The sequence below is a fragment of the Micromonospora sp. PTRAS2 genome (assembly GCF_054052245.1).
Genome location: NZ_JBSWBU010000001.1, coordinates 1,169,022 through 1,195,764, shown reverse-complemented (window position 1 = coordinate 1,195,764; position 26,743 = coordinate 1,169,022). Strand labels below are relative to the sequence as shown.

The 26,743-nt window shown below is 73.3% G+C and carries 26 protein-coding genes; 9 read left to right on the top strand and 17 right to left on the bottom strand.

Annotation, left to right across the window (positions count from 1 at the left end; all coding sequences use genetic code 11):
- Positions 1 to 279 precede the first annotated feature (279 nt).
- Positions 280 to 717, top strand: a complete 438-nt coding sequence (locus ACVMYR_RS05685) for a helix-turn-helix transcriptional regulator (protein WP_431894416.1) — start codon at positions 280 to 282, stop codon at positions 715 to 717.
- A 15-nt stretch (positions 718 to 732) separates the two neighbouring features.
- Here the strand turns inward: ACVMYR_RS05685 and ACVMYR_RS05680 are convergent, their stop codons facing one another.
- The 5 genes from ACVMYR_RS05680 to ACVMYR_RS05660 form a co-directional block, all read right to left on the bottom strand.
- Positions 733 to 1,593: a hypothetical protein gene (locus tag ACVMYR_RS05680; RefSeq protein ID WP_457121245.1), complete on the bottom strand. Its 861-nt coding sequence runs from the start codon at positions 1,591 to 1,593 to the stop codon at positions 733 to 735.
- Positions 1,594 to 1,649: 56 nt separating this feature from the next.
- Positions 1,650 to 2,297, bottom strand: a complete 648-nt coding sequence (locus ACVMYR_RS05675; RefSeq protein ID WP_077935124.1) for a response regulator — start codon at positions 2,295 to 2,297, stop codon at positions 1,650 to 1,652.
- On the bottom strand, positions 2,285 to 3,574 hold the full coding sequence (locus ACVMYR_RS05670; RefSeq protein WP_077935125.1) for a sensor histidine kinase: 1,290 nt from the start codon (positions 3,572 to 3,574) through the stop codon (positions 2,285 to 2,287). Before ACVMYR_RS05670 ends, ACVMYR_RS05675 begins: the two co-directional genes overlap by 13 nt.
- A gap of 69 nt (positions 3,575 to 3,643) precedes the next feature.
- On the bottom strand, positions 3,644 to 4,129 hold the full coding sequence (locus tag ACVMYR_RS05665) for an SRPBCC family protein (protein WP_457121244.1): 486 nt from the start codon (positions 4,127 to 4,129) through the stop codon (positions 3,644 to 3,646).
- A 14-nt stretch (positions 4,130 to 4,143) separates the two neighbouring features.
- Positions 4,144 to 4,464 (bottom strand): ArsR/SmtB family transcription factor, encoded by a 321-nt coding sequence (locus ACVMYR_RS05660; protein ID WP_228986435.1) that lies wholly within the window; start codon positions 4,462 to 4,464, stop codon positions 4,144 to 4,146.
- Between the two features lie 135 nt (positions 4,465 to 4,599).
- Here ACVMYR_RS05660 and nshR point away from each other — a divergent pair, with 135 nt between their 5' ends.
- A complete protein-coding gene (nshR, locus tag ACVMYR_RS05655; RefSeq protein ID WP_077935128.1) occupies positions 4,600 to 5,502 on the top strand; it encodes an NshR/TsnR family 23S rRNA methyltransferase in 903 nt (300 codons plus the stop codon).
- A gap of 13 nt (positions 5,503 to 5,515) precedes the next feature.
- Here nshR and ACVMYR_RS05650 read toward each other — a convergent pair whose 3' ends face one another.
- The 8 genes from ACVMYR_RS05650 to ACVMYR_RS05615 all read right to left on the bottom strand — a co-directional run bounded on the left by ACVMYR_RS05650 (position 5,516) and on the right by ACVMYR_RS05615 (position 13,362).
- The gene (locus tag ACVMYR_RS05650; RefSeq protein ID WP_457121243.1) at positions 5,516 to 6,130 is read right to left on the bottom strand and encodes a dihydrofolate reductase family protein; all 615 of its coding nucleotides are present in this window, start codon (positions 6,128 to 6,130) and stop codon (positions 5,516 to 5,518) included.
- 46 nt (positions 6,131 to 6,176) lie between these two features.
- A complete protein-coding gene (locus tag ACVMYR_RS05645; protein WP_457121242.1) occupies positions 6,177 to 7,385 on the bottom strand; it encodes a DUF6986 family protein in 1,209 nt (402 codons plus the stop codon).
- Positions 7,385 to 8,944, bottom strand: coding sequence for a malate synthase A (aceB, locus tag ACVMYR_RS05640; protein ID WP_457121241.1), 1,560 nt, complete (start codon positions 8,942 to 8,944; stop codon positions 7,385 to 7,387). Before aceB ends, ACVMYR_RS05645 begins: the two co-directional genes overlap by 1 nt.
- Positions 8,945 to 8,955: 11 nt before the next feature.
- Positions 8,956 to 10,290 carry an allantoinase AllB gene (allB, locus tag ACVMYR_RS05635; RefSeq protein WP_457121240.1) on the bottom strand — a complete coding sequence of 445 codons (1,335 nt, stop codon included), beginning with the start codon at positions 10,288 to 10,290 and terminating at the stop codon, positions 8,956 to 8,958.
- On the bottom strand, positions 10,287 to 11,300 hold the full coding sequence (gene alc / locus ACVMYR_RS05630) for an allantoicase (protein ID WP_396791976.1): 1,014 nt from the start codon (positions 11,298 to 11,300) through the stop codon (positions 10,287 to 10,289). The genes allB and alc overlap by 4 nt, the downstream gene beginning before the upstream one ends.
- Positions 11,297 to 12,550, bottom strand: a complete 1,254-nt coding sequence (locus tag ACVMYR_RS05625; RefSeq protein ID WP_077935134.1) for an amidohydrolase family protein — start codon at positions 12,548 to 12,550, stop codon at positions 11,297 to 11,299. Before ACVMYR_RS05625 ends, alc begins: the two co-directional genes overlap by 4 nt.
- Entirely contained in the window at positions 12,551 to 13,000 is a 450-nt protein-coding gene (locus ACVMYR_RS05620) for a nucleoside deaminase (RefSeq protein ID WP_198956375.1), read from the bottom strand.
- An 80-nt stretch (positions 13,001 to 13,080) separates the two neighbouring features.
- Positions 13,081 to 13,362 (bottom strand): hypothetical protein, encoded by a 282-nt coding sequence (locus ACVMYR_RS05615; RefSeq protein ID WP_457121239.1) that lies wholly within the window; start codon positions 13,360 to 13,362, stop codon positions 13,081 to 13,083.
- 150 nt (positions 13,363 to 13,512) lie between these two features.
- On the opposite strand from ACVMYR_RS05615, the gene ACVMYR_RS05610 reads away from it, so the two are divergent.
- Genes ACVMYR_RS05610 through ACVMYR_RS05590 form a run of 5 tightly spaced genes read left to right on the top strand, consistent with a single transcriptional unit; the run spans position 13,513 to position 18,946 of the window.
- Positions 13,513 to 14,610 (top strand): sugar phosphate isomerase/epimerase family protein, encoded by a 1,098-nt coding sequence (locus ACVMYR_RS05610; protein WP_457121238.1) that lies wholly within the window; start codon positions 13,513 to 13,515, stop codon positions 14,608 to 14,610.
- Positions 14,607 to 15,614, top strand: coding sequence for a sugar phosphate isomerase/epimerase family protein (locus ACVMYR_RS05605; protein WP_457121237.1), 1,008 nt, complete (start codon positions 14,607 to 14,609; stop codon positions 15,612 to 15,614). Before ACVMYR_RS05610 ends, ACVMYR_RS05605 begins: the two co-directional genes overlap by 4 nt.
- Positions 15,611 to 17,089, top strand: a complete 1,479-nt coding sequence (locus ACVMYR_RS05600; protein WP_396791986.1) for an ABC transporter substrate-binding protein — start codon at positions 15,611 to 15,613, stop codon at positions 17,087 to 17,089. The genes ACVMYR_RS05605 and ACVMYR_RS05600 overlap by 4 nt, the downstream gene beginning before the upstream one ends.
- 4 nt (positions 17,090 to 17,093) lie before the next feature.
- Positions 17,094 to 18,008, top strand: coding sequence for a carbohydrate ABC transporter permease (locus ACVMYR_RS05595; protein WP_353900244.1), 915 nt, complete (start codon positions 17,094 to 17,096; stop codon positions 18,006 to 18,008).
- Positions 18,005 to 18,946, top strand: a complete 942-nt coding sequence (locus ACVMYR_RS05590) for a carbohydrate ABC transporter permease (RefSeq protein ID WP_077935140.1) — start codon at positions 18,005 to 18,007, stop codon at positions 18,944 to 18,946. The genes ACVMYR_RS05595 and ACVMYR_RS05590 overlap by 4 nt, the downstream gene beginning before the upstream one ends.
- Here the strand turns inward: ACVMYR_RS05590 and ACVMYR_RS05585 are convergent.
- The 3 genes from ACVMYR_RS05585 to ACVMYR_RS05575 all read right to left on the bottom strand — a co-directional run bounded on the left by ACVMYR_RS05585 (position 18,894) and on the right by ACVMYR_RS05575 (position 22,229).
- Entirely contained in the window at positions 18,894 to 19,634 is a 741-nt protein-coding gene (locus ACVMYR_RS05585) for a GntR family transcriptional regulator (protein WP_198956376.1), read from the bottom strand. The genes ACVMYR_RS05590 and ACVMYR_RS05585 overlap by 53 nt on opposite strands.
- 218 nt (positions 19,635 to 19,852) lie before the next feature.
- A complete protein-coding gene (locus ACVMYR_RS05580; RefSeq protein WP_457121236.1) occupies positions 19,853 to 21,277 on the bottom strand; it encodes a non-reducing end alpha-L-arabinofuranosidase family hydrolase in 1,425 nt (474 codons plus the stop codon).
- A 271-nt stretch (positions 21,278 to 21,548) separates the two neighbouring features.
- Positions 21,549 to 22,229 carry a lytic polysaccharide monooxygenase auxiliary activity family 9 protein gene (locus ACVMYR_RS05575; protein ID WP_198956379.1) on the bottom strand — a complete coding sequence of 227 codons (681 nt, stop codon included), beginning with the start codon at positions 22,227 to 22,229 and terminating at the stop codon, positions 21,549 to 21,551.
- 647 nt (positions 22,230 to 22,876) lie between these two features.
- On the opposite strand from ACVMYR_RS05575, the gene ACVMYR_RS05570 reads away from it, so the two are divergent.
- Positions 22,877 to 25,501, top strand: coding sequence for an AAA family ATPase (locus ACVMYR_RS05570; RefSeq protein ID WP_457121235.1), 2,625 nt, complete (start codon positions 22,877 to 22,879; stop codon positions 25,499 to 25,501).
- The gene (locus tag ACVMYR_RS05565; protein ID WP_077935149.1) at positions 25,498 to 25,932 is read left to right on the top strand and encodes a globin domain-containing protein; all 435 of its coding nucleotides are present in this window, start codon (positions 25,498 to 25,500) and stop codon (positions 25,930 to 25,932) included. The genes ACVMYR_RS05570 and ACVMYR_RS05565 overlap by 4 nt, the downstream gene beginning before the upstream one ends.
- Before the next feature lie 36 nt (positions 25,933 to 25,968).
- Here ACVMYR_RS05565 and ACVMYR_RS05560 read toward each other — a convergent pair whose 3' ends face one another.
- The gene (locus tag ACVMYR_RS05560) at positions 25,969 to 26,715 is read right to left on the bottom strand and encodes a hypothetical protein (protein WP_457121234.1); all 747 of its coding nucleotides are present in this window, start codon (positions 26,713 to 26,715) and stop codon (positions 25,969 to 25,971) included.
- Between the last annotated feature and the right edge of the window lie 28 nt (positions 26,716 to 26,743).

Below are 26,743 nucleotides of genomic sequence, written 5' to 3'. Positions count from 1 at the left end.
ACGCCCTCGACCGCTTTGCTCTGCACCCATCGGCGCAGCACCTCGCCCGACCAGCACTCACACCAGAGCACGGACGATCAAGGCCGCGACGACCGATGACGCTACGTGGCTGTTGCGCAGGTGGGTGCAGAGCAAAGGGAGCCCGGTGGGGTGGGCCGTCGAGCGAGACGGCCACTCTACGTCACCGATCGGCGCTCAGGAGGGAGCGACCGCAGGAGATGGCGATGCCCGCGGCACGGTCCTTCGTCGCGGCGCGGACGGGGTGGCATGATCCCGGGAGTGACCAGCGGTGCCGCCGAAGCCCAGCGCCTGCGTGACCTCGCGCGGCTGCGGCGGGTCCGCGACCGGATCGACCGGGACTACGCCCAGCCGCTGGACGTGGAGGCGCTCGCCCGGGGGGCGAACATGTCGGCCGGCCACCTCAGCCGCCAGTTCCGCCTCGCCTACGGCGAGTCGCCGTACTCCTACCTGATGACGCGACGCATCGAGCGCGCGATGGCGCTGTTGCGCCGTGGCGACCTCAGCGTCACCGAGGTCTGTTTCGCGGTCGGCTGCGCGTCGCTGGGCACCTTCAGCACCCGCTTCACCGAGCTGGTGGGGATGCCGCCCAGCACCTACCGGCAACGCGCGGCGCTCAGCACCGTGGGGCTGCCGGCCTGCGTGTCGAAGCAGGTGACCAGGCCCGTCCGGGACGCTCCCCGGCACCAGACGACCTGACCGGGGGAACCCCGATCACCAGCCGCCCTGGAAGAAGGCCAGGAGCGCCGGTGCCGGGTCCGCCGCAGTGGTCGCGTTCGCCACCGCCAGTGCGACCGCCGGCAGCAGCAACAGCGCCGAGAGAAGGCCGTACGCCGCGAGCACCTGCCGCTTCCGCCGGTCAGCGGGGCGGGTCGCCGCGAATCTCCGCCAGGCCAGCACGCTCGTGGCGACGAGGACGACCGCCACGACGGCGGCCGTCCCGGCCATCGCCTCGTGATACCAGGAGAAGTCGTCGATCATGAGGTCGAGGGCGGGCGAGCTGCTGCCGCCGGTGCCGCCCGACTCGGCCAGTCCCTGCTCGACCTGGGTCAGGGTGTCGGCGAGGTCCGCGTCGGTCACGCCTTCGGTCAGCATCGGCAGCAACGAGGCGAAGGGCGCGACGGCACCCTGGACGTTGGCCATCACCATCGCCAACGAGAACGGCGCGAGCACCGCGACGAGGACGCCGGCCGCCGCGAGGGCGGCCCGTTTCCCCGCCCCGAGACCGCCGGTCGTCACGAACGCCCTGGCGAGACGAAAGCCAAGGGCGACCAGCACGGTCAGCAACAGCGCGGCGAGCACGGCCTTGACCAGGTGGTAGCGGGACCAGTAGTCGACCACCCGCGCCAGGTCCGGGGGGAGGTCCCGGTCGCCGGCGCGCCAGTATGCGACGAACGCCGCCGGCAGGGCCTCGCTGAGGTCGCGCCTGTCGACGATGCCACCCGCCCGGTCCGCCGTCAGCGCGGGCGGGGCGACAACGAAGGCGACGACCAGGGCCGCGGCGAGTACGCCGAGCGCGGCGATGACCCGGCCGGAGGCGCCCGCCGGGCGCGGCGGGGCAGCGGAACTGATCACGAGGGCTCCCTGGATCGATCGAGTGGGTGAGCGGGGCCCGCCGTCCCGGTCGTGGGTCACGGTCGACCCCGCAGGTACGTGAGGACGGCGAGGACCCGCCGGTTCGTGTCGTCGCTGACCGGCAGGCGCAACTTGGCGAGGACGTTGCCGATGTGCTTGCCCACGCCGGCCTCGGTCAGGGTGAGCATGCGGGCGATCGCGGCGTTGGAGTGGCCCTCGGCGACCAACGCCAGCACCTCGCGCTCCCGGGGCGAGAGGTGCTCGATCGGGTCTCGGCCCCGCAGCATCAGCTGACGCACCACCTCGGGATCGACGACCGTGCCGCCCTCGGCCACCCGCCGAAGCATGTCGGCGAACTCGGCGACGTCGGCCACCCGATCCTTGAGCAGATAGCCGATGGCCCGGCCCTGGCCCGAGCCGAGCAGCTCGCCGGCGTAGCTGTGCTGCACGTACTGGCTGAGCGCCACCACGGCGAGGTCGGGGCGCGCTGCGCGGAGGGCCACGGCGGCCCGCAGCCCCTCGTCGGTGAAGCCCGGCGGCATGCGGACATCGGTGACGACGAGGTCGGGGGCGGTCTGTTCCACCGCCGTCACCAGGGCGGCGGCGTCACCGACGGCGGCGACGACGTCGAAGCCGAACCGGGAGAGCAGCCCGACCAGCCCCTCGCGCAGCAGGACCGAGTCCTCGGCGATCACGACGCGCACGGCAACTCCACCCGCAGGGTCGTCGGCCCGCCGGGCGGGCTGGAGATGAGCAGCCGACCGCCGGCTGCGGCCGCCCGGTCGGCGAGGCCCGTGATGCCCGACCCGCGCGACGGGTCGGCGCCGCCGTGCCCGTCGTCGCGCACCTGGACCGTCAGCATGACGCCGGATCGTCGGGCGGCGACGGTGGCCTCGGTGGCGGCGGCGTGCTTCACGGCGTTGGCGAGCGCCTCCGACACGGCGGCGTAGGCCACCGTCTCCACCGCCGGCGGGAACCGACCCGGGTCGACGTCGACGTGGACCCGGAGGGGGCTGCCGGCGGCGAGCTCCTCGATCGCGGCCCGCAGCCCGAGCTCGCGCAGCGTCTGTGGGCTGATGCCCCGGATCAGGTCGCGGAGTTCCGCCATCAGGGTCTTTGCGTGGTCGTGCGCCGAGGCCACCGCGACCGCCGCGGGCGAGCCGCTCGGCAGGTCGAGCCTGGCGAGGCCGAGCTGCATGGTCAGGCTCACCAGCCGCTGCTGGGCGACGTCGTGCAGGTCACGCTCGATGCGGTGCCGCTCGGCGTCGAACGCGTCGGCCAGCCGCGCCCGGGACCGGGTCACCTCGACCAGTTCGGCTGCGGCCGGGTCGGGCTCGCAGCACAGCAGCAGCCGGGCGAGCGCGGCGTGCCCGCCGCCGAACGCCGAGGTCAGATAGAGCACCGCCGGGATCAACACCAGCCCCAGGACGGCGCGGCTGACCGCGCTGCCCGTCGACTCCATGGTGACCAGCCGGTAGTGCACCGCGATCGGGGTGGAGACGACGAGCAGGCCGGCGAGGCCCAGCACGCCGAGCCACACCGGCGCGACGATGCCGAGGAGCAGCAGATAGGCCACGGAACGCCAGGTGGCCGGGTCGGTGTAGAGGTTGCCGCTTCGACGCGCCACCGCCGGGGCGTCGTCGGCCAGCCGCAACCGCCACCGCTCGATGCCGGCCACGGCGGTGGCCAGCCTCGGCACCGTCAGCGCGAGCAGGCCCACCCCGACCAGGCTGAGCACCACCGCGACCGACACGTAGGTGCCGGCCCACCAGTGTGGCGCCGCCTCGACCGCCCGCGCCCCTTCCGTCCTCAGCACCCCGATGGCCAGGGCCAGCGGAGCCAGCGGGACGGAGAGCACGAGCCAGAGCAGACCCGAGGCCACGGCCGTGGTCAGGGTGTAGGCGATCCCGCGCCACGGCCACGTCGACAGGAGGAAACCAGGCCGCATCACCGCCCTGAGCAGCGTGGTCGTCGACGTCATGCGCCCAAGCTAGCCAAGGGGACCGGTGCGAACCAGGACGCTGGACCGAGTCTTCGGGTGGGGCTGGCCCTACCCGGCGAGCAGGCCGTCGATCTGGCCCAGGGCCTCGCGGAGGCCCTCCTCCATGCCCATGTTCACCATCCGCTCGAGCTGCTCGGCGTCGACGAAGCTGCTGACCAGCGTCAGTCGGGTGCGCGTACCGTCGGCCGTCAGCGTCGCGACGGCGTGGGTCGGCCGGTCGGTGTCGGTCGGGGTGCCGTGCTCGTCCGAGAAGCCGTCGTCGAACTCCAGCTGATGCGGCGCGTCGAGGGCGGTGATCCGCCACCAGCCGCGCGCCTTCTCGCCCTCCGGGCCGGTCATGTAGTAATGGGACCAGCCCCCCACCACGAAGTCGTGCTGCTCGAACGTGGCCGGCCAGGTCGGCGGCCCCCACCACCGCTCCAGCTGGCGGGCGTCCGCCCACACCTGCCACACACGCTCGATCCCGGCGTCGAACTCGGCGACGAAGGTCAGCGTCAACGCCTCGGCGTCCTTCTGGATGCTCGTCACGGGCATGGTTCGGTTCCCTCTCAGTCTTCGGCGATCAGCTGGTCGATGCGGGCCACACGTTCCCGCCAGATCTCCTCGTACGCGTCGAGGAGCCTGGCGGCCCGGCGGAGCACGGTCATGTCCGCGTGCACGAGCTGCTCCCTCCCCCGCCGCTCCTTCGTCACGAGCGAGGCTCTTTCGAGCACCGCGACGTGCTTCTGCACGGCCGCGAAGCTCATCGGGTAGTGCCGGGCGAGCGCCGAGACGGACTCCGCGTGGCGGATCACCCGGGCGACGATGTCGCGCCGGGTGGCGTCCGCGAGGGCGTGGAAGACGCGGTCGGCATGCTCCCCGCTCACCATTTCTACAACCATATGGTTGTACGTTAGCGGCGGCCGGCGGGCGGCGCAAGCGACTCGGTGGCGCCGGGCCGGCCCACCACGAACGGCCGGTCCACCACGGACGGGGCCGATCACGCCTCTGTTAGGGTCGATTTCGTGGTAAACCTCGACGTCATCACCGACCGGTCGGATCCGGCCGTGCAGCGGATCGCCGACGTCACCAAACCCTCGCGGTCCGTCGTCCGCACCGTGCTCATCGAGGACGCCGAGCCGCTGGTCGAGTGCATCCGCGCCGGGCTTGAGTTCATCGAGGTCTACGGGGTGGAGACCACCCCACTGCCCGGCGAGGTGCTCGCGGCCTGCCGGCAGCGGGAGATCCCGGTCCGCCTGGTCGGGGCACCGATCATGAACGACCTGTTCAAGACGGACAAGAAGCCCAAGGCGTTCGGGATCGCCCGGGTCCCGAGGCCGTGGAGCTTCGACGAGTTGGCCCGCACGACCGGCGACATCATCGTCCTGGACGGCGTGAAGATCGTCGGCAACATCGGCGCCATCGTGCGCACGTCCTTCGCGCTCGGCGCCGGCGGCATCGTGCTCGTGGACAGCGACCTCACCACCATCGCGGACCGACGCCTGGTCCGGGCCAGCCGGGGCTACGTCTTCTCGCTCCCGATCGTGCTCGCGTCGCGCGCCGACGCCATCGCCCACTTCCGGCGCACCGGCGTCCCCCTGGTCGCCTTCGACACCGAGGGCGACCTCGCGGTCGGCGACCTGCGCGACGCCGACGAGCAGCTCGCGCTCCTGCTCGGCAGCGAGAAGACCGGCACGTCGAGCTCCTTCGAGAGCATCGCCAGCCACTCGGTGTCGATCCCCATCAACCCGGCCGCGGAATCGCTGAACGTCTCCGTCTGCGCCGGGATCGCGCTCTACGAGCGTTCCCACTGGAACCTCGCCGACCGGCGGCGCGCGCCGCAGCCGCCCCGGGCCGAGCGGCCGGCTGCGGGGCGCGGCTCCGGGCGTCCCACGCGACCGGCCTACCCGGGCCGCCGGAGCCGCTGACCCGACCCGCGCGCTACCTCCCGCCCGGCACCTGGTCCTTGATCTCGTCGTAGCCGACCTTCCCGGGCGCCGCGGTGGGGGCGTAGATCACGCGGAGCACACCCGTCGGATACGCCTCCGTCGCCGCCACCCTCAGGTGGTACGGCGCGTCCCCCTCGTCGAACAGCCTGCGCCCCTTGCGCGCCGCCACCGGATGCACCAGCAGGCGCAGCTCGTCGACCAGCCCTGCGGCGAGCAGTTGCTGCACCACGGAGATCGAGCCGGGGATGAGAACGCCCCGGATGCCGGCGTCGGCCCTGAGCGAGGCGACAGCCTCCAGGAGATCGCCGTCGACCAGCTCGGAGTTGCGCCACGAGAACTCCAACGGCTGGCGCGAGACGACCACCTTGCGCATGTCCCCGAGCTGCTTGGCGAACGGCGCGTCGTCCCCACCGGCGGCCTCGCGGTCGGGCCAGGCCCCGGCGAAGCTGTCGTAGGTCTCGCGGCCGATGAGCAGCACGTCGGCGGCGTCGTAGTCCTCGCCGACGGCGCGGCCCATGTTCTCGTCGAAGTACGGCATGTGCCAGTCGGGATCGATCTCGGCCACCCCGTCGGCCGAGATGAAGAGCGTGGAGATGACCTTCGCCATCGGATGCCCCCTTGGGATCAGGTGATTCGGTAGGCAGACCGGCGCATCATCCCAAACTCATCGGCCGGCCACCCGCCGTCTCGCGCAGGTGGGAGCGGTCGACGCCGGCCAGGCCGACCACCTCGGCGTCGTCCAGCGCCCCGCAGTCCAGTCCGCGCAGCAGGAACCCGGCGAGCGCCCGGGCGGTGGCCGGCTCGTCGAGGATGCCGCTGTCGGCCCGGTCGAGGTACGCCCGCAGCCGCCCGGCAGCCGCCGGCAGCCCGTCCCGATAGAAGGCGAACGTCGCCGCGAAGCGGGTGGGCAGCTGCCCGGGGTGCAGGTCCCAGCCCTGGTAGAGGCCGCGTTCCAGGGACCGGCGGACCAGCCGCAGGTGCAGCGCCCAGCCGGCGTGCACCGCCGCGCGGTCGCCGACCGGCAGCACGTTGGTCGACCCGTCGCTGACCGCGACCCCGGTGCCGGCCGCCGCCACCTGGAGCACCGCCTTGGCGTGGTCGGCCACCGGATGCTCCAGGCTCTGCCAGCCGGCGGCGACCCCCAGCGCGGCGGAGTAGTCGTAGGTGCCGTAGTGCAGCCCGACGCAGCGCCCGGCGGCGGCGTGCACCATCCGGGCGACGGTCGCGGTGCCGTCGGCCCCGAGCACGGCCTGCGGGGTCTCCACCTGGATCTCGAAGCGCAGGGACGGCAGCCGGTGGGCGGCCTCCAACTCGGCGCAGAGCTGCACCATCGCCTCGACCTGGGGCAGCGACGTCACCTTCGGCAGGGTCACCCGGAACCCGTCGGGCAGGGTCCGGTGCCGCAGCAGCGCGTCGAGGAAGAGGTCGAGCGTGCGTACCGCCCGGCGGCGGGTCGCCGGCTCCAGCGACTTGATCCGCAGCCCGACGTGGCGGGGCGCCGGCCCCCGGGCGAGCGCGGTGGCGGCGGCCCGGACGGCGGCGTCCTCCTCGGCGTCGTCCCGGACGCCGTACCCGTCCTCGAAGTCGATCCGCAGGTCCTCGATGGGCTCGGCGGCGAGCTTGGCGCGGACCCGGGCGGCCAGCGCGTCGGCCACGCCGGGCAGCGGGCCGTGCCGGTCGAGCGCCGCGAGCGCGGCGGCCCGCCACTCGTCGACGGTGTCCGGGCCGTACCGGTCGGCCGGCACGTAGACGGTGTGCACGGGCTGGCCCGTCGGCGCCAGGCCCGGGTAGCGCGCGGCCCGCTGCCGGTCGTCGTCGGCGAGGAGGGCGTCGAGCCGGCGCAGGACTGCGGGGTCCACCATCAGTCGATCATCCGGTAGGCGGGCAGGGTGAGAAAGTCGACGAACTCGTCGGCCAGCGCCACCTCGACGAAGAGTTCCCGGGCCACGTCGGCGTGCGGCCCGCCGAGCGGTTCGGCGTCGACGAGCCGCCGCACCAGTTCCGCGGTGACCGGCTCGCCGGTGTCGAGGGTGACCGCGCCGTGCACCCACTGCCAGACCTGGGAGCGGGAGATCTCGGCGGTCGCCGCGTCCTCCATCAGGTTGTCGATGGCGACCGCGCCGCTGCCGGCCAGCCAGGCGGCCAGGTAGCGCAGCGCCACGGAGACGTTGGCGCGCAGCCCGGCGGCCGTCGGGGGCGCGACCGACGCGGACAGGTCGATCAGGGCGGCGCCGTCGGCCGCCACCTCGTCGCGGCGCCGGTCGAGCTGGTGAGGGCGCCCGCCCAGCACCGCGTCGAACTCCTCGCGGCAGACCGGGACGAGATCCGGGTGGGCGACCCAGGAGCCGTCGAAGCCGTCGGCGGCCTCGCGCTGCTTGTCGGCCCGGACCCTGGCCAGCGCCCGCGCGTTGACCTCCGGGTCGCGGCGCGACGGGATGAAGGCCGCCATGCCGCCGATCGCCATCGCGCCGTGGGCGTGACAGGTCCGCACCAACTGCTCCGTGTACGCGCGCATGAACGGCGCGGTCATGGTCAGCGATGCGCGGTCGGGCAGGACGTACGCCGGGCCGGCGTCGCGGAAGTACTTGATGATGCTGAACAGGTAGTCCCAGCGCCCCGCGTTGAGCCCCGCCGCGTGTTCGCGCAGCTCGTAGAGGATCTCGGCCATCTCGAACGCCGCCGGGATGGTCTCGATGAGCGCGGTGGCCCGGATGGTCCCGGCCGGCAGCCCCAGGTGCTCCTCGGCGGCGGCGAAGACCTCGTGCCACAGCCGCGCCTCGCGGTGGCTCTCCATCTTCGGCAGGTAGAAGTACGGGCCGGAGCCGGCGGCCAGCAGCGCCCGCGCGTTGTGAAAGAAGTAGAGGCCGAAGTCGACAAGCGCCCCCACCGCCGGTGTCCCGTCGATGCGCAGGTGCCGCTCGTCGAGGTGCCAGCCTCGGGGCCGGACGACGATCGTGGCGCGCGGCGCGTCGGTGCGCAGCGCGTACTCCCGGCCGTCGGCGGCGGTGAACGAGGCTGTGCCGGCGATCGCGTCGCGCAGGTTGACCTGGCCGGACACCACGTTGTGCCAGTGCGGCGTGTTGGCGTCCTCCAGGTCGGCCAGCCACACCTTCGCGCCGGAGTTCAGCGCGTTGATCATCATCTTGCGTTCGGTGGGACCGGTGATCTCGACCCGCCGGTCGGTCAGGCCGGCCGGGGGCGGGGGCACCCGCCAGTCGCCGGAGCGGACGTCGGCCGTCTCCGGGAGGAAGTCGAGCCGCCCGGTGCGGGCGACCTCGGCGCGGCGTTCGGCGCGGCTGCGCAGCAGCTCCGCCCGGGTGGCGGCGAACCGGCGGTGCAGGCCGGCGACGAAGTCGAGCGCGTCGGGGGTGAGGATCTCCCCGGCCCGGTCGACCTCCGGCCCGCTGACGATGACGGTCATTGTCGTCCTTCCTACCCGAAGACTTCCGTCGATGTCCGGGCCACCAGTCTGCCCCGACGCTCGCCGGGTCGCACCGGTCGGCCGGCGAGCCAGGTCTGCCGGACGACGCCGCGCAGCCGGCGACCGGCGTACGGGGTCACCGGGTGGCGGTGCGCGAGCCGCGCCGGGTCGACCACGAACGTCTCGTCCGGGGCGAACACCACCAGGTCGGCCCGGTTGCCGGCGGTGATCGCCCCGCGTCCGGACAGCCGGGTGAGGGCGGCCGGCGCGGCGGCCATCCAGCCGACCACCTGGTCGAGGCCGATTCCCCGCCGCCGGGCCTCGGTCCACACCAGCGGCAGGCTCAGCTGTACGGAGGCGATGCCGCCCCACGCGGCGGCGAAGTCACCGGTGTCGAGCGCCTTGAGCCCGGCGGTGCACGGCGAGTGGTCGGAGACGACGCAGTCGATCGTTCCGTCGCGCAGTCCGGCCCACAGCGCGGCGCGGTTGGCGTCGTCCCGGATCGGCGGGCAGCACTTGAACTCGGTGGCCCCGTCGGGGACCTCGTCGGCGCGCAGCACGAGGTAGTGCGGGCAGGTCTCGGCGGTGACGGGCAGCCCCTCGTCCTTCGCCGCCCGCAGCAGCGGCAGCACCGCCGCGCTGGACACGTGCACGACGTGGGCGCGGCAGCCGGTGCGGCGGGCCGTGTCGACCAGCCGCGCGACGGCGCGCGACTCCGCCTCGGGCGGCCGGGACGCGACGAAGTCGAGGTGGCGGCGGCCGACCGGCGGCGGTGCCGCGGCGAGGACGTCCGGGTCCTCGGCGTGCGCGACGAGCAGCCCGTCGAAGCCGGCGACCGTCGTCATGGCGGTGTGCAGTGCGACGGCGTCCAGCGGCGGGAACTCGTCGACCCCGGACGGGGCCAGGAAGCACTTGAACCCGACGACCCCGGCGTCGTGCAGCGCCTGCAGCCGGTCGGCGTTGCCGGGCACCGCGCCGCCCCAGAACGCGACGTCGACGGCGAGTTGACCCCGGGCGGCGGCCCGCTTGGCGGCGAGGGCGGCGGCGTCGACGGTGGGCGGGACGCTGTTGAGCGGCATGTCGACGAGGGTGGTGATGCCGCTGGCCGCGGCGGCGGCGGTCGCGCTGGCGAACCCCTCCCACTCGGTGCGCCCCGGCTCGTTGACGTGCACATGGCTGTCGACCAGCCCGGGGAGCAGCACCTCGTCGTCGGCCAGGCGGACCTGGTCGCCGTCGACGGGCGCGTGCCGGTCGGTGACGGCGAGGACGCGGCCGTCACCGACCACCACGGCGGCGGGGCGGATCCCGTCGGGGGTCACCACCCGGTCGGCCCGCAGGACGATCACGTTGGTCCTCCGGTGCCGCCGGTCGTCTGCCACTCGGCCAGGGCCGCGCGGCGGCGGGCGGCCGACACCGTGCCGAGCACCCGCAGCCGGGCGAAGCCGCCGTCGGGGTGGATCGCCACCCGCACGTGCGACAGTTCGGGGCCGGCGGCGACCGGGAGCCGGTGGCGCTGGTCGGGCTGCACGGGGGTGGGCGGCAGCACCGGCACCCAGTCGTCGGTGCCGGCGACCCGGCCGGTCACTTCCACGGCGTCGGGCGAGTTGCCGAGGAAGTGGGTGGTGTCGACCACCACCTGTTCGCAGGTCCCGGGCAGGCCGAGCCGGACCAGCACCCAGTCGTGCCCGTCGTCGCGGCGGCGGGCGGTCTCCCAGCCCTCGCCCATCGACCGGGCGCGGCCGGGGAGCAGCAGGTGCGTCGGGTCGGAGTAGAACCGGTCCGAGCAGTCCTCGACCACCGCGCCGTTGCTGACGGCGGCGAGGTCGACGGTCGTGGTCAGCAGCCGCGGGTCGGGCAGCACCCGGCCGTACGCCCGCAGCCGGGCGACCCCGCCGTCGGGGTGGATGGCCAGCCGCAGGTGGGTCCAGCGCCGGGGGTCGGCCAGCGGGTAGCTGTTCTCCTGGTCGCCGGCCGCCGGTGACGGGGGCAGCAGCGGCTGCCACGGCGCGGCGAGCACGTCGGCGAGCGCGGGGTGGCCGTCGACCGTGGTGGCGTCGACGGAGACCAGCGGCGGGTAGTTGCCGGTGAAGTGCGCGGTGTCGACGACGAGGCGCTCGACCACGCCGCTCGCCCCGAGCCGGACGATCACCCGGTCGGCGTCGTCGGCGGTGGCCCGGGGCCGGCGGCGGCGGGTCTCCCAGCCGTCGTACACCTTGCCGCGCGGGCCGAACTCGGGGTGGGCGGCGGCGGGGCCGGGCTGGACGAGGCGTTCCTTCTCGGCGAAGAACTCGTCGGTGGCCCACGGCACCGAGCCGCCGAGGGCGCGGGACGCGAGGTCCACCGGGTGGGCGTTCACGCGGGGATCCCGGTGCCGACGACGGTTCCCCGGGCCAGCACCAGCCGGACGTCCGCCGCGCGGGCGACGTCGGCCAGCACGTCGCCGCCGACCGCCACGAGGTCGGCGGCGTGGCCGGGGGTGATCCGGCCGGTGCTCGCGCCGAGTCCGCAGACCTCGGCGGCCCGGGTGGTCGCGGCGCGGAGCACGTCGGCGGCGGGGTAGCCCGCCTCGGCGGCCAGGGCGAGACCGAGGTGGAACCGGCCGAACCGGGTGTCCGCCGGCCCGGCGTCCGTGCTGATCACGATCCGCTCCCCCAGTCCGTCGTCGAGCAGCCGGCGCAGCACGCCGAGCTTGTCGCGGAAGTACCGCTCCAGCCGGGCCACGACCCGCTCGTCGGGGTCGGGTCGGCCCCGCTGGTCGAGCAGCGTGTCGTAGCCGCCGGCCTGCATGGTCATGCTCAGGTACGTCCCGGCGTCGCGGATCATCCGCACCGTCTCGGCGTCGTACTCGACGGTCGGGTCGCCGCCGGCCACCGGGCGCAGGAAGTCCAGGTGTTCCAGGCAGTCGACGCCGGCGGCCACGGCCTGGCGTGCCGACTCGGCGGCCCGGCAGTGCGCGGCGGTACGCAGTCCCCGGGCCCGGGCCGCGCCGACCGCCGCGCGCAGGTGCTCCCCGGAGTAGGTGCACTCCTCGGGCCGGCTGCCGGCGGTGCCGCCGCCCGAAGCGATGATCTTGATGTGGTCGACGCCCTCGTCGGCCAGCCGGTGCACGGCGTCCCGGATCTCGGCGGGGGTGCCGGCGGTGCCGCCGCAGAAGTGGAAGTGACCGCCGGGCGGGGTGAGGGGACGCCCGGCCGCCAGCACCCGGGGCGCGGCTGGGGCGCCGGCGAGAAGGTCGCGCAGCCGGACGCCGAGCGTGCCGCGCGCCCCGTTGTCGCGGACCGTCGTCACGCCGCAGCGCAGGTGGCGTTCGGCGTTCGCGCGGCCGAAGGCGAGCAGGTCGGGGTCGGGCAGCTCGTGCACCGCCTCGTAGCCGCGCCGGTCGGCCGGCAGGGTGAGGTGGGCGTGCGCGTCGACGAAGCCGGGCAGCAGCGTGGCGTCGCCGAGGTCGAGCACGACGGTGTCGTCGGGCAACGGGTCGGTGGCGGCGCACACCGCCTCGATCGCGCCGCCGCGCACCAGCACCACGGCGTCGGGTCGGGCCGGCTCGCCGTCGCCGGTGAGGATCCGCGCGGCGCGCAGTGCCAGCGGGCGGGGAGCGGTGCCCACTCAGCCCGCCGTGGCGTAGAACTCGGCGATCGGCGCGGCGAGCACGTCCTGGGCGACGGCGATGTCACCGGCACGCCCGAGCAGGCCCAGCAGCGCCTCGACGGTGTAGTCGCCGAGCGGGGCCTCCCCGACGGTGCGGCGGGCCCCGATCACCAGCGCGCCGACGCCCGCCTCCAGGATCGCGCCGAAGCACATCGGGCACGGCTCGAAGGTGGTGAGCAGCAGCGCGCCCCGGAGGCTGTCGATGCCCCACCGGGCCGCCGCGGTCCGCAGGGCCATCACCTCGCTGTGCGCGGTCGGGTCGCTGGTCGAGACGACCCGGTTGCGCTCGGCGACCGTGCCCGAGGCGGTGACCACCACCGACCCGAACGGATGGTCGCCGGCGGCGAGCGCCTCGCGGGCCATGTCCAGCGCCTCGCTCATCAGTTGGTCCTGGTCGACTGCCTGCACGGCACACCTCCGGAATCCTCGGCTTCTTGGTATACAGAACACTAGAAGCCGATTGTTTCGGCGATGCTTCGGGGGCCGGGTCAGCCCCGCTCCAGCCGCCCGGTGGCGAGATACCCGACCGCGCGCTCCCGGGCGACCGCAGCGGTGGACGGGTCGGCGTCGTGGTGCTCGAAGAGCATCGCCAGCGCCGGCACCTCGTGCCGCCCCATCGCCAGGACGCCGCTCGGCACATCGACGACGACCACGTCAGCGGGGTGCATCCGACGGTGCAGCGCCCGGATCTCGGTGGCGAGCCGGGCCAGCGCCCCGGCCGGGGCGCGGTCGAGGTCGCCGGGCGAGACGGCGGTGTCGATTCTGGTCATGGCGCCGATGGTGGCACACGGTCCAACACCTGCCGACCCCGGAAACACGACTGCAACACGCGGAAATTGTTCTGTGACTTGTGTTCTGTATACAACTCGCAGCGGTTGCGGTCGCCACCGCCAGGACGACCACAGGAGGCACCGACAGCCATGCGGATCGGCATCGACGGTCGCAAGATACCGGGGAGCGTGGGGCGCGGCCCGGTCGACAACGTCCGGTACGCGCACGAACTCGGCATGGACGGCATCTTCTTCCGCACCGTCCTCGACATGACCCCGACCCTCGACGCGGGCGTGCTCCGCGACGTGCGGGACTGCGCCGACGAGCTGGGCCTCTACCTCGAAGCCGGCCTCGGCAAGGTCAACCCGTACGCGATGGCGGAGGCCCCCGAGCTGCGGGCTGCCGGCGACGGCGACACGCTGCTCGGCTTCACCCGCATGATCGCCGCCTGCGCCCGGGTCGGCATCACCGAGCTGTGGGCCGGCACCGCAAACTACAAGCCCTACGGCGGCCGCTACGCCTACGACCGGTTCCGCACCGACGTCGACTGGTCCGACCAGCTGGCGGCCACCGCCAAGTTCCTGGGCCGGCTCGCCCCGATCGCCCGCGACCACGGGGTGCACGTCAACCTGGAGACGCACGAGGAGATCACCAGCTTCGAGGTGGTCCGCCTCGTCGAGGCGGCCGGCCCGGACACGTTCGGCATCGTCTTCGACACCTCCAACCTGCTCCAGCGTGGCGAGCACCCGCTGCGCACCGCCCAGCGGGTGGCCCCGTACGTCCGGCAGACCCACATCAAGGACGCCGCGCTGAGCTTGACCCCCGACGGCGTGCTCTACCAGGAGCGGACCGTCGGCCTCGGCGTCGTCGACCTCCGGGCGATCCTGCCGATCCTGCACGCGGCCAACCCCGACCTCACCATCACCATCGAGAACGCGCAGCCCTGGGACGAGGTGGCCGTCACCTACCCCACCTTCACCACCGAGCAGATACCGCTGCGCGGCCGCACCCTGGTCGAGGTCTTCGACCCCGCGTGGCAGGCCGGCCACCCCGACATGTCGGTCGCCGAACTCGGCGACTACCTCCAACTGGCCCGGCACAGCGACGCGTTGATCGCCACCGGCACGCTGCCGACGTTCGACGAGTGCGCGCCGGACACCTTCGGGTTCGACGAGGCCGTCCAGGCCGCGCGGGCCAGCGCCGACGTGCTGCGGACGATCGTCGCCGAGGCGGGGCTGGCCGGATGACCGACGCCGACCGCCTGGGCGTGTTCGCCGGGAGCCTCGCCGACGAGCGGCTCGACGCGGACACCGCGATCGCCCGCGCCGCCGGGCACGGCTTCGCCGCCTGCCTCTTCGGCTCGGTCTTCGAGGTCAGCCCGACGCTGGACCCGGGCGAGATCGCCGCCCGGCGCGACGCCGCCGCCGAGCGGGGCGTCGAGGTGGCGGTCGGCTCAGTCAACCTGCACCCGTTCCGCGTCGGGCAGGACGCCCGGCTGCTCGCCGCCGGCGACGGCGACGTCCGGGCCGGCCTGGCCCGGATGGTCGAGATGTCGGCCCTGCTGCCCGGGCGGGAGCTGCTGGTCATCGTCGGCCGGATCGAGGACCGCTACGACCGGCTGACCCCCTGGCCCGAGCAGCTCGACCTGACCGCGCGACTGCTGCGCCGGCTCGCACCGGTCCTGCGCGACCACGGGCTGCGCCTGGCCCTCAAGACCCACGAGGAGATCACCGGCGGCGAGGTCGCCCGGCTGGTCGACGCTGTCGGCGCGGACGTCGCCTGCGCGTCGCTGGACCCGGTGAACCTCCTGGTCAACCTGGAGGATCCGGTCGCCGCCGCCGGCCGCCTCGGCGCGGCGGTCGCCCAGCTGATCCTCGACGACGCCGTGCTCGTCCTCGACGGTGACACGGCCACCCGGCTGCTCTGCCCGGTGGGGGAGGGCCAGGTCGACTGGCCGGCCCTGATCGACACCCTCCGCCCGCACTCCCCGACCCGCTGGGTCGAACTGCACCGCGGCCAGTTCACCGCCGCCCCGTTCGACCCGGGCTGGCACGCCGACCACCCCGACCTGCCCCTGTCCGACTACGCCGAGGTCCTGCGGCAGGCGGTGCGGTGCACCGCCGCCCTCGACCCGGCCCGCCTCGCCGGCCTGCGCGCACACCAGGCCCGGCCCACCCACCGGCTGGCGGCCACCACCGCCGCCGCCCGCTCGCTGCTGACCCCCGGTTCAGGAAGGATCCACCACAGATGAGCACCTCCCCCCTCCACGCTCGTCGTTCGGGCGTCGATCGTCGCCACCTCCTGCGGGGCGTGGCCGGTGTCGCCGGCCTCACCGCCCTCGGTGCCTCGCTGACGGCCTGCGGCTCCGACACCGGCTCCGCCGCGACCGGGGCGAGCGCCGCCCCCGTCGCGACGGGCCCCGGCCCCGGCGGCTACAAGATCGACCTCGGCGGCTACCAGGGCCCCGAGCTGACCGCCAAGCCGGTGACCCTGCGCTTCATGCGGCAGAGCTACTCCCCCGAGGTCAACGACTTCTTCACCGGCCTGTACGCGAAGTTCACCGCGGCGTACCCGAACATCACGATCAAGGAGGAGCTGGTCCCCTACGGTGACCTGCCCACCAAGCTCAAGGTCTACGTGGCCTCGGGCGACGCGCCGGACGTCATGATGGGCCGCAACGACTTCACCCCCGCCTACGCCGCCGGCAAGATCGCGCTGCCCCTGACCGGCTACTTCACCGACACCTACCTCACCGACATCTACGCCCCGCTGCGCGAGGCTGCCTCCGCCGACGGCAACCTCTACTGCCTGCCCTGGGACAACAACGTCGAGGTCCTGCTGTTCAACCGGGACCTGTTCGCCAAGGCGAAGGTGGCCCCGCCGCCGGAGACCACCAGCATCGACGGTGGCTGGACGATCGAGCAGATGATCGACGCGATGCGGGCCCTCACCAAGAACCTGAAGGCCACGGACAGCTCGCTGTGGGCGATGGCGGCGTCGACGGCCGGCAACGGCGGCCCCGGCTCCAACTACACCCAGCACGAGAGCTTCTGGATCCGGATGATGGGCGACCCGGCGGCGGCCAGGGACTCCGACGAGTACAAGACCTGGGCCGGGGTGAGCGACGACGGGTTCAGCGTCACCGGGTACGTCGACAGCGCGGGCGCGATCCAGGGCATGAAGAACTACCAGACCTTCTTCAGCGAGGACCTGACCCCCAAGGGCGCGGTGCCCGACCAGCTGACCGCCGGCACCGCCGCGCTGTCGATGGACTCGTTCAGCATGGCGAACCTCTACGAGTCGGCCGGCGGCAAGCCGAAGTTCGACTGGGGCGTGTCGCCGATGCCGAAGGGCCGGACCCTGTTCGGCTGCAACGCCTCCGACTCCCCGATCGTCTGGGCCGGGTCGAAGAACCCGAACGAGGCCGTCGCCCTGGTCGCGTACCTGTGCAACGACGCCAACCGGATCGGCTTCGCCCGGATGTGGGGGTCGGTGCCGGCGCGCACCTCGCTGATCACCCAGATGCAGGAATACCAGGGCGAGAAGCAGCAGCTCGCGGTGGCCCTGGCCAAGGCCAGTTCGGGCGTGCCCCGCACGGTCGGCTACTTCGACTACTTCAACGCGATGAACCCGGCGGTGAAGAACATCGCGCTCGGCGCCGACCCCGCGGCGACGCTGCACACCACGGCCAAGCAGATCGACGACCTGCTCGCGAAGTACCGGTAGACCCATGACGATCGGGGTCCGGCACCGCGTGCGACCCGTGGCTCGCCGCCCGGCCTGGGAGGGTTCCTCCCGGGCCGGGTGGCTGCTGGTCACGCCACTGCTGGTCGGCCTGGGGCTGTTCCAGTTCTATCCGATCGTGGTGGCCGGCTGGCAGAGCCTCCAGTCGTTCAATCCCTTCACCGGGGCCAGCCGGGGCTACGTGGGCCTGGCCAACTACTCGGCGCTCCTCGACGACCCGCAGTTCGTCGCGGCGCTGCGCAACACGGTTCTCTACATCGTCCTGACGCTGGTGGTGGAGATCCCGCTGGCGCTCGGCCTGGCCCAGCTGATCAACTCGCGGCTGCCGGCCCGTGGGCTGCTGCGGATCATGGTGATCGCCGGTCTGGCGGCCTCGGAGACGGTCGCCGTGCTGGTGTGGAACCAGCTGTACGACCCGACGCACGGCCTGTTCAACTCCGCGCTGCGGATGGTGGGCCTAGACGCGCAGCCGTTCCTCACCTCGCCGTCGCAGGCGCTGCTGGCGATCGTGGTGATGTCGGCGTGGAAGAACGTCGGGCTGGCCGTGCTGATCTTCCTGGCCGGGCTGCAGAACGTGCCGCCGGAGCTGCACGAGGCGGCCAGCCTGGACGGGGCCGGCCCGGTGCGCCGGTTCCGCGCCATCACCCTGCCGCTGCTGCGCCGCTACGTGCTGGTCGCGCTCTTCGTCTCCACGATCTCGGGGACCCGGATCTTCACCCCGGTCAACCTGATGACCCAGGGCGGCCCGGACGACGCCACCACCAACCTCACCTACTACGCCTACCAACAGGCGTTCCAGTACTCGTCCCACGGCGTCGCGGCGGCCACCACGGTCTGCATGCTCGTGCTGGTCTGCGTCGTCGCCCTCATCCAGGGCGTCGCCCTGCGGGAGAAGACATGACCGTTCGCACCGCCGGGACGGCGGCCGCCCCGGCCGTCGCGCTGTCCCGCCCCGAGACGCCGCCGGCCACCGCGCGGCGTCGCTCCGCTTCCGCGCCGCTGTGGCGCGGGGTACGCCGGCTGCCCGCCGCGCTCGGCATGGTGCTGGTGGCGGTCCTGTTCGGCTTCCCGTTGCTGTGGATGGCGCTGTCGGCGTTCAAGACCACCGCGAGCGTCGTCGCGGACGCGTACCCGCTGACCTGGCGCAGTGTGCTGCCGAGCGATCCGACGCTGGGCAACCTCGGCCGGCTCTTCGGTGAGCTCGGTTTCGGCCGGACGATGTGGAACACGCTCGTCGCCTCGGCGGGGCAGGTCCTCGGGTCGCTGGTCGTCTGCACCCTGGCCGGCTACGCCTTCGCCCGCATCCGGTTCCGGTTCCGGGAGCCGCTGTTCGCGCTCTGCATGGTGGGGGCGTTCATCCCGATCGAGGCGACCGTCGTCCCGTTGTACGACGTGGTCAAGGGCCTGGGGCTGCTGTCGACGTACCCCGTGCTGTTCCTGCCGTTCGTCTGCAACCCGTTCGGGGTCTTCCTCATGCGGCAGGGGTTCCGGGACATCCCGGAGGAGCTGTTCGAGGCCGCCGCCGTCGACGGGGCCGGCGTCGGGACGCTGTTCTGGCGCATCGCGCTGCCCAACGTGCGGCCGACGCTGGCCTCGCTGGCCCTGATCCAGTTCATCTGGTCGTGGAGCAACTACTTCTGGCCGCTGGTGGCGATGCAGGACCCGAAACGCCAGGTCGCCCAGGTCGCGATGGCCGCGCTCCAGACCAACGCCAACAACCAGCCGATGTACGGCGAGATGTTCGCGGCGGCCACGGTGATCACGATCCCGCTGGTGCTGCTCTCGATCAGCCTGCAACGCCACTACGTGCGCGGGATGCTGACGGCCGGGCTGAAGTAGCGGCCCGGCCGTCCAGCGGCAGCACGTCGGCGAGCAGGACCAGCGACGGCTTGCGCCCGCTGGCGATGTGTTCGAAGGCCAGCTCGCCGGCCCGCTCGACCTCGCCGCGCAGGATCGCCCGCAGCAGCTTCTCGTGGGCGCGGCAGGCCGCCCTGGGGTCCCGGGCGGCTGTCAGCCGGAACAGCCACTGCACCCGGCCGCTGATCGGCCGCATCATGGTGCGCAGCAGGGCGTTGCCGGAGAGCTCGACGACGAGCCGGTGGAACTCGGCGCTGGTCGCGGCGATGGCGGGATCGTCGCCGTCCTGCACGGCACGCTTGGCGCGCTGGAGGTTGTCCTGCAACGCGGCGACGGTCTCCTTCGCCTCGGGCTGGCCGCTGCGCTGGGCGGCGAGCCGGGCGGCGAGGGTCTCCAGGCTCTCCCGCACGTCGAAGAGGTCGTCCACGTCCCGCAGGGTCAACTGGGTGACGAAGGTGCCGCGCCGGGGCGCGGTGTAGACCAGCCCCTCGGCCTCCAGCAGCGGGATGGCCTCCCGCAGTGGCACCCGGGAGACGCTGAGCTGGTCGGCGAGCCACTGCTCGCGCATCTTGGTGCCGGGTGCGATCTCGCCCTCGATGATCGCCGTGCGCAGGTGCTCGTAGATCTGGGCGGACAGCGAGCGGTCCGCCGTTCCGATCGGCTCGGCCACGCCTACGGGCTCCATCCTCGCGGTGTCGACAGCGGTCGGAGTCACGGCGCCGTCATCAGCAATAGCTGCACAAAGTATACATTATTGCAGCGCAGCGAGCGCTCGTGGTGCCCGGCGCAGGCCGGACACGATGCGGCGGGCCCGGCCTGCGCCGGACCCGCCGCTCGATCGAACTCACGCCGGCCGCTGACTCACGCCGTCAGCGTCGGCTCGCGCTGTCAGCGCTGCAGGGTCAGCAGACCCGGCCGGTACGGCAGGAGGCCGTAGTCGACGCCGTTGGAGCTGGGGGAACGACCCTGGTAGAGCAGCTGCAGGTTGCAGGGGTCGACGGTGAACGTCTGGTCGGCGCTGGTGCGGATCAGCTCACCGTGGCTGATGTCGTTGGTCCAGGTCGCACCGCTGTTGGCCTTGCCGGCGAACGGGTTGCTCTCCGTCGCCGCCTGCGGCGTCCAGTTGCCGTCCAGGCTGGTGGCCGTGAACGAGCGGAAGTAGCGGCCCTGCGCGCCCATCGCCTCGACGATCATCAGGTACCGGGTCTGGCCCTGGAGCTTGTAGACCTGCACCGCCTCGAACAGGTTCGCCTGGGTGTCGCTCATGATCGTCGTGTACGACGAGCCGAAGCTGCCCGGGAAGTTCCCGAGCGGCATGCTCGACCGGTAGATCTTGCCGTTGTCCCCGGCGAAGAACAGGTACATGTTCCGGTCGTCGGCGATCAGGGTCTGGTCGATCGGCCCGGTGCCGGAGCCGGTGATGCTGCCCGTGAACAGCGTCTGCGGCGCGGACCACCCGTTGGCGTTGGTCGGGTCGGTCGACGTGCGGTAGTTGAACGCCGCCCCGCCCCACTGGTAGGCCAGCACCCAGATGTTCTTCGGCGCGAAGTAGAACAGGGTCGGCGCGACCGTCCCCGAGGACATGGTGTTCTGGCTCGCGGTGGCCATCTCCGACCAGTTGGTGAACAGCCCGAAGTTCATCGAGCCCCACCTGGTGCCGAAGTCGTGGGTCGTCGCGTAGACGAGCTGCTTGCCGTTGTAGGGGGCGACGGTGAAGTCCTTCAGCGAGACCCAGCCGGACTTCGGCTGCGCCAGCGCGCCCGTCGACGACCACCGGTACGTCGACGGCAGGTTGCAGGTGCCGGTGGGCGGGGGCGTCGTCGGCGGGGGCGTCGTGGGGGGCGGCGTCGTCGGCGGGGTGGTCGGGGACCCCGTCGGCGGGGTCGTCGGCGTCGTGCCACCGTTGCACGCCACGCCGTTCAGGGCGAAGCTCGTCGGCACCGGGTTGCTGCCCGACCAGGACCCGTTGAAGCCGAACGACACCGAGGCGTTGGTCGCGATCGATCCGTTGTAGCTCACGTTCTTCGCGGTGACCGCGGCGCCACTCTGGGTGACCGTCGCGTTCCACGCCTGCGTGACCGTCTGCCCCGCGCCGTAGGACCACGTCAGCGTCCAACTGCTCACCGGGTCGCCCAGGTTCGTGATCGACACGTTGGCGCCGAAGCCCTCCCCCCACTGCGACGACACGGCATAGTTCACCGAGCAGCCGGCGGCTGCGGCGTTGGCCGGCAATGCCACGGCGACCGTCGCCGAAGCCAGCAACGCGACGCCAGCGGACACCACACCCACATTGGTCGCTTTGGATCTTGCCATAAGGCATCCTCCTGATGGGACGGCGGCCTGCAATTGGTGGTGGCCTCTACATGTGACCGTTAACAGCCGCGTCAGGTATGTTACGGGAGCGCTCCCATCGCCTCAAGACATTGATGACCGACCAACTCTTACGGCGCAATGAAGCTGAGCCTTGGCTCAGGACTGCGCGGGCCGCGTCCGCGCGGGGGCCCGGCCACGCAGCAGCGGGCACTGCTCCGGGCCGGAACGGCGTTCCGGCCCGGAGCAGTGCCAGTGCGGTCGGTCTTGCCGATCAGGAGAAGTTCACGTCGCTGCACCACATGTAGGCCTGGTCGAGGTGCGACGCCTGCCAGATGACGAAGACGATGTGGTGGCCGGTGTATCCGGAGGTCGAGACGTTGAACGTGATGTTCTGCGCCGGCGCGTAGCGCCCGGTCTGCGTGATGAAGTCGAGGTTCCCCCAGCCGAGACTCTGGGTGGCGGGATTGAACCCCTGCTTGCTGACGTAGACCTTGAAGTAGTCAGCGCCGTGGCTGGCCTGGTCGTAGAGCTGGATCGAGAAGTTGCTACCGATATTGGTCTTCTTCCACGCGCCGGGCCTGTTCAGGCTGTCGTTCCGGCTGAGGGCGTTGCTGCACAGCTGCCCGTCGGGGGTCTTGGCCTGGAACTGGCCGCCGAGGCCGTCCCGGAGCGCGCTCATCCAGTTCCACATGGTGTCCGGGTTGGCCTGGAATGCCTGGTAGCACATGGGGTCCTGCTGCTGCATGGCCGGATCCGTGTGATGGCTGCCCCATGCCTGCCAGCACTGGTAGGCGCGGGTTGCCGGACTGACGATGGTGCCGTGGGCCTGAGCCGCGCCGGCCCAGGTCAGCGTGCCGGCCAGCATGGCGAACACCACGACGAGCGCCTGCACGGACCGGCGGACGGCCGAGGGGGACCGACGACCGGATTGATCGGACTGGGGTGGAAGCACAGCACATCCTCCTTCTCCGGCGCTCAATATAGGGTTAAGAGCGCTTTCCACCAGCATCGCACCAATAGGTCACTATATCAATGATCATCTATAGATACCTGGCCGAGCAGGACATTCGGCGTGCTTCCCGCGCTTTCGATCCGGGCCCTCGCCCAAGGTAGGTAGCCGGGTCAGGGCCGGGTTGAGTAGTCGTTGCTCAGGATGCGGCCGGGCGTCGCCCCGAGACTGGTTCCAGCGAGCCGGGCTCCCGGTTCACCGGTCCAGGAGCGACGAAGCCATGCCGTACACCACCTTTGCCCGTGCCGAGAGACACCGCCGACGCCGCCGCCGACGCCTCGCCGCGGCTGCCCTCGCCGCCGTCACGGCCGCGACCGTCTCCCCCGTCGCCGCCGCCCCGCCCGCCGCCGGCCGAACCTGCCCGTGCCGGACGCCCTCGTGGTGATGCTCCGCCCGCAGGTCCGCTCCGCCCCGTTGACCTGGTGATCCGTACGGAACAACGGGCGGCCGGAACCACCGGCCGCCCGAGCCGTGCTGTGCCTTCGGACGATCACCGGCCGTCGCCACGGGTGCGAGGATTGGCCCCGCCGGGCCGGCTGGCGGGCCGTGCTGCCGGCAACCGGGGAGACCGGGCAGGACAGGGGGCGACGGTGGCGACTGCGACCGCGATCGGTTGGCCGTTCGTCGGCCGGCACGCCGAGGTGGAACAGGTGACCGACGCGCTCGTCGCCGGGCACCTCGACGCGGTGCTGCTGACCGGCGCGTCCGGGGTCGGCAAGAGCCGACTGGCGCGGGAGTGCCTGGCCGAGGCGGAGTCCCGGGGCCACCCGGTCGCGCACGTGGCCGCCACCGCCAGCGCCTCCGCCGTACCGCTGTCCGCGCTGGCCCCGCTGCTGCCGGCCCAGGTCCAACTGGCCGATCCGCACCAACTCTTCGAGGCGGTGCGCCACCGGCTGCGCGAGCAGACCGGCGGCCGGCGTTTCGTCCTCGCGGTGGACGACGTCGACCTGCTCGACACGGTCTCCCTGGCGTTGTTGCAGTTCCTGCTGGCCGACGGAAGCCTCTTCGTGATCGCCACCCAACGCACCGAGAGCCAGGTGCCGGACGCGCTGGACAGCCGGTGGCGGGACGGGCGGGCGCTGCGGCTGCGGCTCGACTCGCTGGAACGGCGCAGCGTCGAGACCCTGCTCCACTTCGCCCTCGGCGGCCCGGTCAGCGCCGCGGCCAGCGAGGCGCTCTGGCAGGCGAGCCAGGGCAACGTGCTCTACCTGCGGGAACTCGTGAGCTGCGGGCAGCGGGACGGCACCCTCGTCTGCACCGACGGGACGTGGCGGCTGACCGGCCCGTTGACCGGCAGCGCCGGCGTGGTGGAGATGGTCAGCCGACGGCTGCACGCCCTGACCCCCGGGCACCGCGCCGTGCTCGAACTGCTGGCCCTGTGCGAGCCGCTGGGCGTGGACGACCTGCTGGCGCACGCACCGATGGACGTCCTGGCCGATCTGGAGGAGCAGGGCCTGGTCCAGGTCCGGGAGGACGGCCGCCGACAGGACCTCACCCTGGTCCATCCGCTGCACGCCCAGGCGCTGCAACGGGCCATGCCCCGGCTGCGCGCCCGGTCGCTGTTGCTCACCCAGGCCGACCGGATCGAGGCGTACGGGGCCCGGCGCAGTGGGGACCCGCTGCGGCTGGCCTCGTGGCGGCTCGACGCGACCGGCACCGCCGACCCGGACCTGCTGGCCCGGGCCGCCCACCTGGCCCGGTTCGCACACGACCTGCCCCGCACCGCGCGCCTGGCGGAGGCCGCGCTGCGGCACGGCCCCGATCCGGCGGTCGGCCTGCTGCTCGGCGCGGCCCTGCACGAGCAGGCCCGCTACGTCGAGGCGGAGCGGGCGTTCGCCGCGGCGGCGGGGGTGGCCGGCGGTCCCCCGTTGCTGCGGCTCGCGGTGACCCGGGCACTCAACCTGCTGCACGGCCTGCGCGACGTGGCCGGGGCGGACGCCTGCCTGGCGGACGTACGCGCCCAGGTGCCGCCCGACCATCCGGCGCTCGCCGCGGTGGAGGCGCTGCTGCTCAACGAGACGGACACCGACTCGGCGCTGCGGCGGCTGGGCGACGAGCCCGCCGACGAGCACCACGACCTCAGCCGGGTGCTGTGGCTGCGGACGCAGGCCACCCTGCTGGTCGACGCCGGGCGGATGGTCGACGCGGTGGCCGGCGCGGAACGGGGCGTCGACCTGCACCAGCGGCTCGACCACCGGATGGTGGTGTCGCACCCGGCCACCCAGCTCACCGTGCTCGGCGAGGCGCTGCTGCGGCAGGGCCGCCTCGACGAGGCGACGCAGGCCGTCCGGCGGGGCCTGCGCCTGGCGGTCGGCGACGGCGTCGATTCGCTGATCGGGGTCTTCTCGGCCCAGCTCGGCGCGCTCGCGCTGCTGCGCGGCCGGGTCGCCACCGCCGAACGGCACTTCCGGGAGGCGCTCGCCCAGCTGCGCGGGACCGGCCGCCCGGCGGCCCTCGGCGGGGCGCTGTCCGGGCTGGTCGTCTCGCTGGCCTGGCAGGGCGCGCCGGCCCCGGACGACCCGCTCGACGATTCGGAGCGCGACCTCGTCACGCCGGCCGCCCGGGCCTGGGCGCTGGCCGGCGCGGGGCAGCAGCGGGAGGCCCGCCAGGAGCTGCTGGCCGGGGCCGCGACCGCGCTGGGCCGGGGCCGGCGGGGGCTGGCCGTGGAGCTGCTGCACGACGCGGTGCGGCTCGGCGACCAGGACGCCGCCCGGCAGTTGCTCACGGTGTCGGGCGTGCAGGGCCAGCTCGCCGCCGCGCGGGTCGGGCACGCTCGGGCGGTGCTCGACCGTGACCCGGAGGCGCTCGCGGCGGAAGCCCGCGCGTTCGAGGCGTGCGGTGCGGACCTGTTCGCGGCGGAGGCGCTGGTCACCGCCGCCGACCTGCACCGGTCGGCGGGCCGCCCCCGGCAGGCGGCGCTGTGCGCCAACCAGGCGGCGGCGCTCGCCGCGCGCTGCGAGGGGGCGCGCACTCCGGGCCTGCTCACCTCGTCGGCGCAGCAGCCGCTGACCGCCCGGGAACGCGAGATCGCGCTGCTGGTCGCCGGGGGCCAGAGCAGCCGCAGCATCGCCGAGACCCTGGTCATCTCGGTGCGCACCGTGGACAACCACCTGCAGAGCATCTACGCCAAGTGCGGGGTGAACAGCCGGAGCGGGCTGGCCGAGATGATCGGCCCGGTGGGTCGGGCCCGCGCCGGAGAGGACGGTGGGGCGTGAGCCCGGAGCAGGTGGAGCTGGTGCGGGACAGCCTGCGGGCGATGGGCCCCCGGTTGGACGCGGTGGCCGACGACTTCTACGGGCGGGTGTTCGCCCACCACCCGGAACTGCGGGCGATGTTCCCCGCGGAGCTGGCCGGCCAGCGGGAGAAGTTCGCCGAGGAGTTACAGACCATCGTGGCGGCGATCCCGGACCTCGACGGGTTCCTGGCCCGGGCCCGGCTGCTCGGGGCCCGGCACGGCGGGTACGGGGTCCGCGCCGCCCACTACCGGCTCTTCCGCGACCTGCTGCTGGAGTCGTTCGCGGCCGAGCTGGGCGAGGCGTGGACCGAGGCGCGCGCGAGCGCCTGGCGGGGCGCGTACGACATGGTGTCCGAGGCGATGATGATGGGCACCACCCGGGCCCGTCAGCCGTCGTTGTTCCGCCGCTGACGCCTCCCGTCCTGGGCCCCGGCGGCGGGGCGGCCGTCAGTTCCGGCCGAAGACGCCGCTCAGGGCCACCTGCGCCGAACAGCTCAGCTCGCCCGGCGCGAGCTGGGTGTGCGACGGCCGCCAGAGCCGGGCACCGTCGGCGGTGACCCGGGCCATGACGCAGTCGTACTGCGCCGCCCGCAGGGCCACGCCGACCTGGCCGCCCTGGCTGAGGACCTCCTGGCGTACGGCGGGATCGATCCCGAGCCCGGCGAGCGCGGCCCGGACGGACGCCTCCGTGGGCTCGGCCTTCTCCAGCGCCTTCGCCAGCCGGTCGTCGACGCCCCGCAGCGACGGGTCCCTGCTGACCGGCACGGGCTCGCCGTCCGGGCAGTCGATGTCGTCGTCGCGGCTGTCCTCGTCGGGACCCAGTTCGAGGCGGAAGCAGATCGGCACGTCCCGCTCGTCGATCACCGACCGGTCCGCGCCGAGTTCGACGCCGTGCCCGACGACCCGCAGCACCAGGGTCACGCCGGTCTGCCAGTGGGTCTCGCCCCGCACCGAGAGCACCGTGACGTCGGGGTGCTGGCCGGCGGAGTGCACGAAGTCGTCGGCCTTGTAGATGTGGTCGTAGTCGAAGCGCTGCTCCACGGCGTCCACCTTCGTGGCGGCGTCGGCGACCGCGCTGTCGTGCAGCGGATCCGAGGGGCGGAGGAAGAACCAGTACGCGCCGGCCGCCAGCAGGGCCACCACGGCGCACAGCGCCACCGAGCCGTACACCAACCACCGGGAGACCGCCCTCACCGGGCCTATTCTGCCGGCCGCGGGTCCC

Bases quoted from the DNA above. Each gene is read 5' to 3' on its own strand.
- ACVMYR_RS05590 (WP_077935140.1), top strand. From the start codon at position 18,005: ATGACCGTTCGCACCGCCGGGACGGCGGCCGCCCCGGCCGTCGCGCTG.
- ACVMYR_RS05650 (WP_457121243.1), bottom strand. From the start codon at position 6,130: ATGGCGAAGGTCATCTCCACGCTCTTCATCTCGGCCGACGGGGTGGCC.
- ACVMYR_RS05595 (WP_353900244.1), top strand. From the start codon at position 17,094: ATGACGATCGGGGTCCGGCACCGCGTGCGACCCGTGGCTCGCCGCCCG.
- ACVMYR_RS05605 (WP_457121237.1), top strand. From the start codon at position 14,607: ATGACCGACGCCGACCGCCTGGGCGTGTTCGCCGGGAGCCTCGCCGAC.
- ACVMYR_RS05670 (WP_077935125.1), bottom strand. From the start codon at position 3,574: ATGACGTCGACGACCACGCTGCTCAGGGCGGTGATGCGGCCTGGTTTC.
- aceB (WP_457121241.1), bottom strand. From the start codon at position 8,944: ATGACCGTCATCGTCAGCGGGCCGGAGGTCGACCGGGCCGGGGAGATC.
- ACVMYR_RS05665 (WP_457121244.1), bottom strand. From the start codon at position 4,129: ATGCCCGTGACGAGCATCCAGAAGGACGCCGAGGCGTTGACGCTGACC.
- ACVMYR_RS05600 (WP_396791986.1), top strand. From the start codon at position 15,611: ATGAGCACCTCCCCCCTCCACGCTCGTCGTTCGGGCGTCGATCGTCGC.
- ACVMYR_RS05580 (WP_457121236.1), bottom strand. From the start codon at position 21,277: ATGGCAAGATCCAAAGCGACCAATGTGGGTGTGGTGTCCGCTGGCGTC.
- ACVMYR_RS05660 (WP_228986435.1), bottom strand. From the start codon at position 4,464: ATGGTGAGCGGGGAGCATGCCGACCGCGTCTTCCACGCCCTCGCGGAC.
- ACVMYR_RS05645 (WP_457121242.1), bottom strand. From the start codon at position 7,385: ATGGTGGACCCCGCAGTCCTGCGCCGGCTCGACGCCCTCCTCGCCGAC.
- ACVMYR_RS05610 (WP_457121238.1), top strand. From the start codon at position 13,513: ATGCGGATCGGCATCGACGGTCGCAAGATACCGGGGAGCGTGGGGCGC.
- ACVMYR_RS05615 (WP_457121239.1), bottom strand. From the start codon at position 13,362: ATGACCAGAATCGACACCGCCGTCTCGCCCGGCGACCTCGACCGCGCC.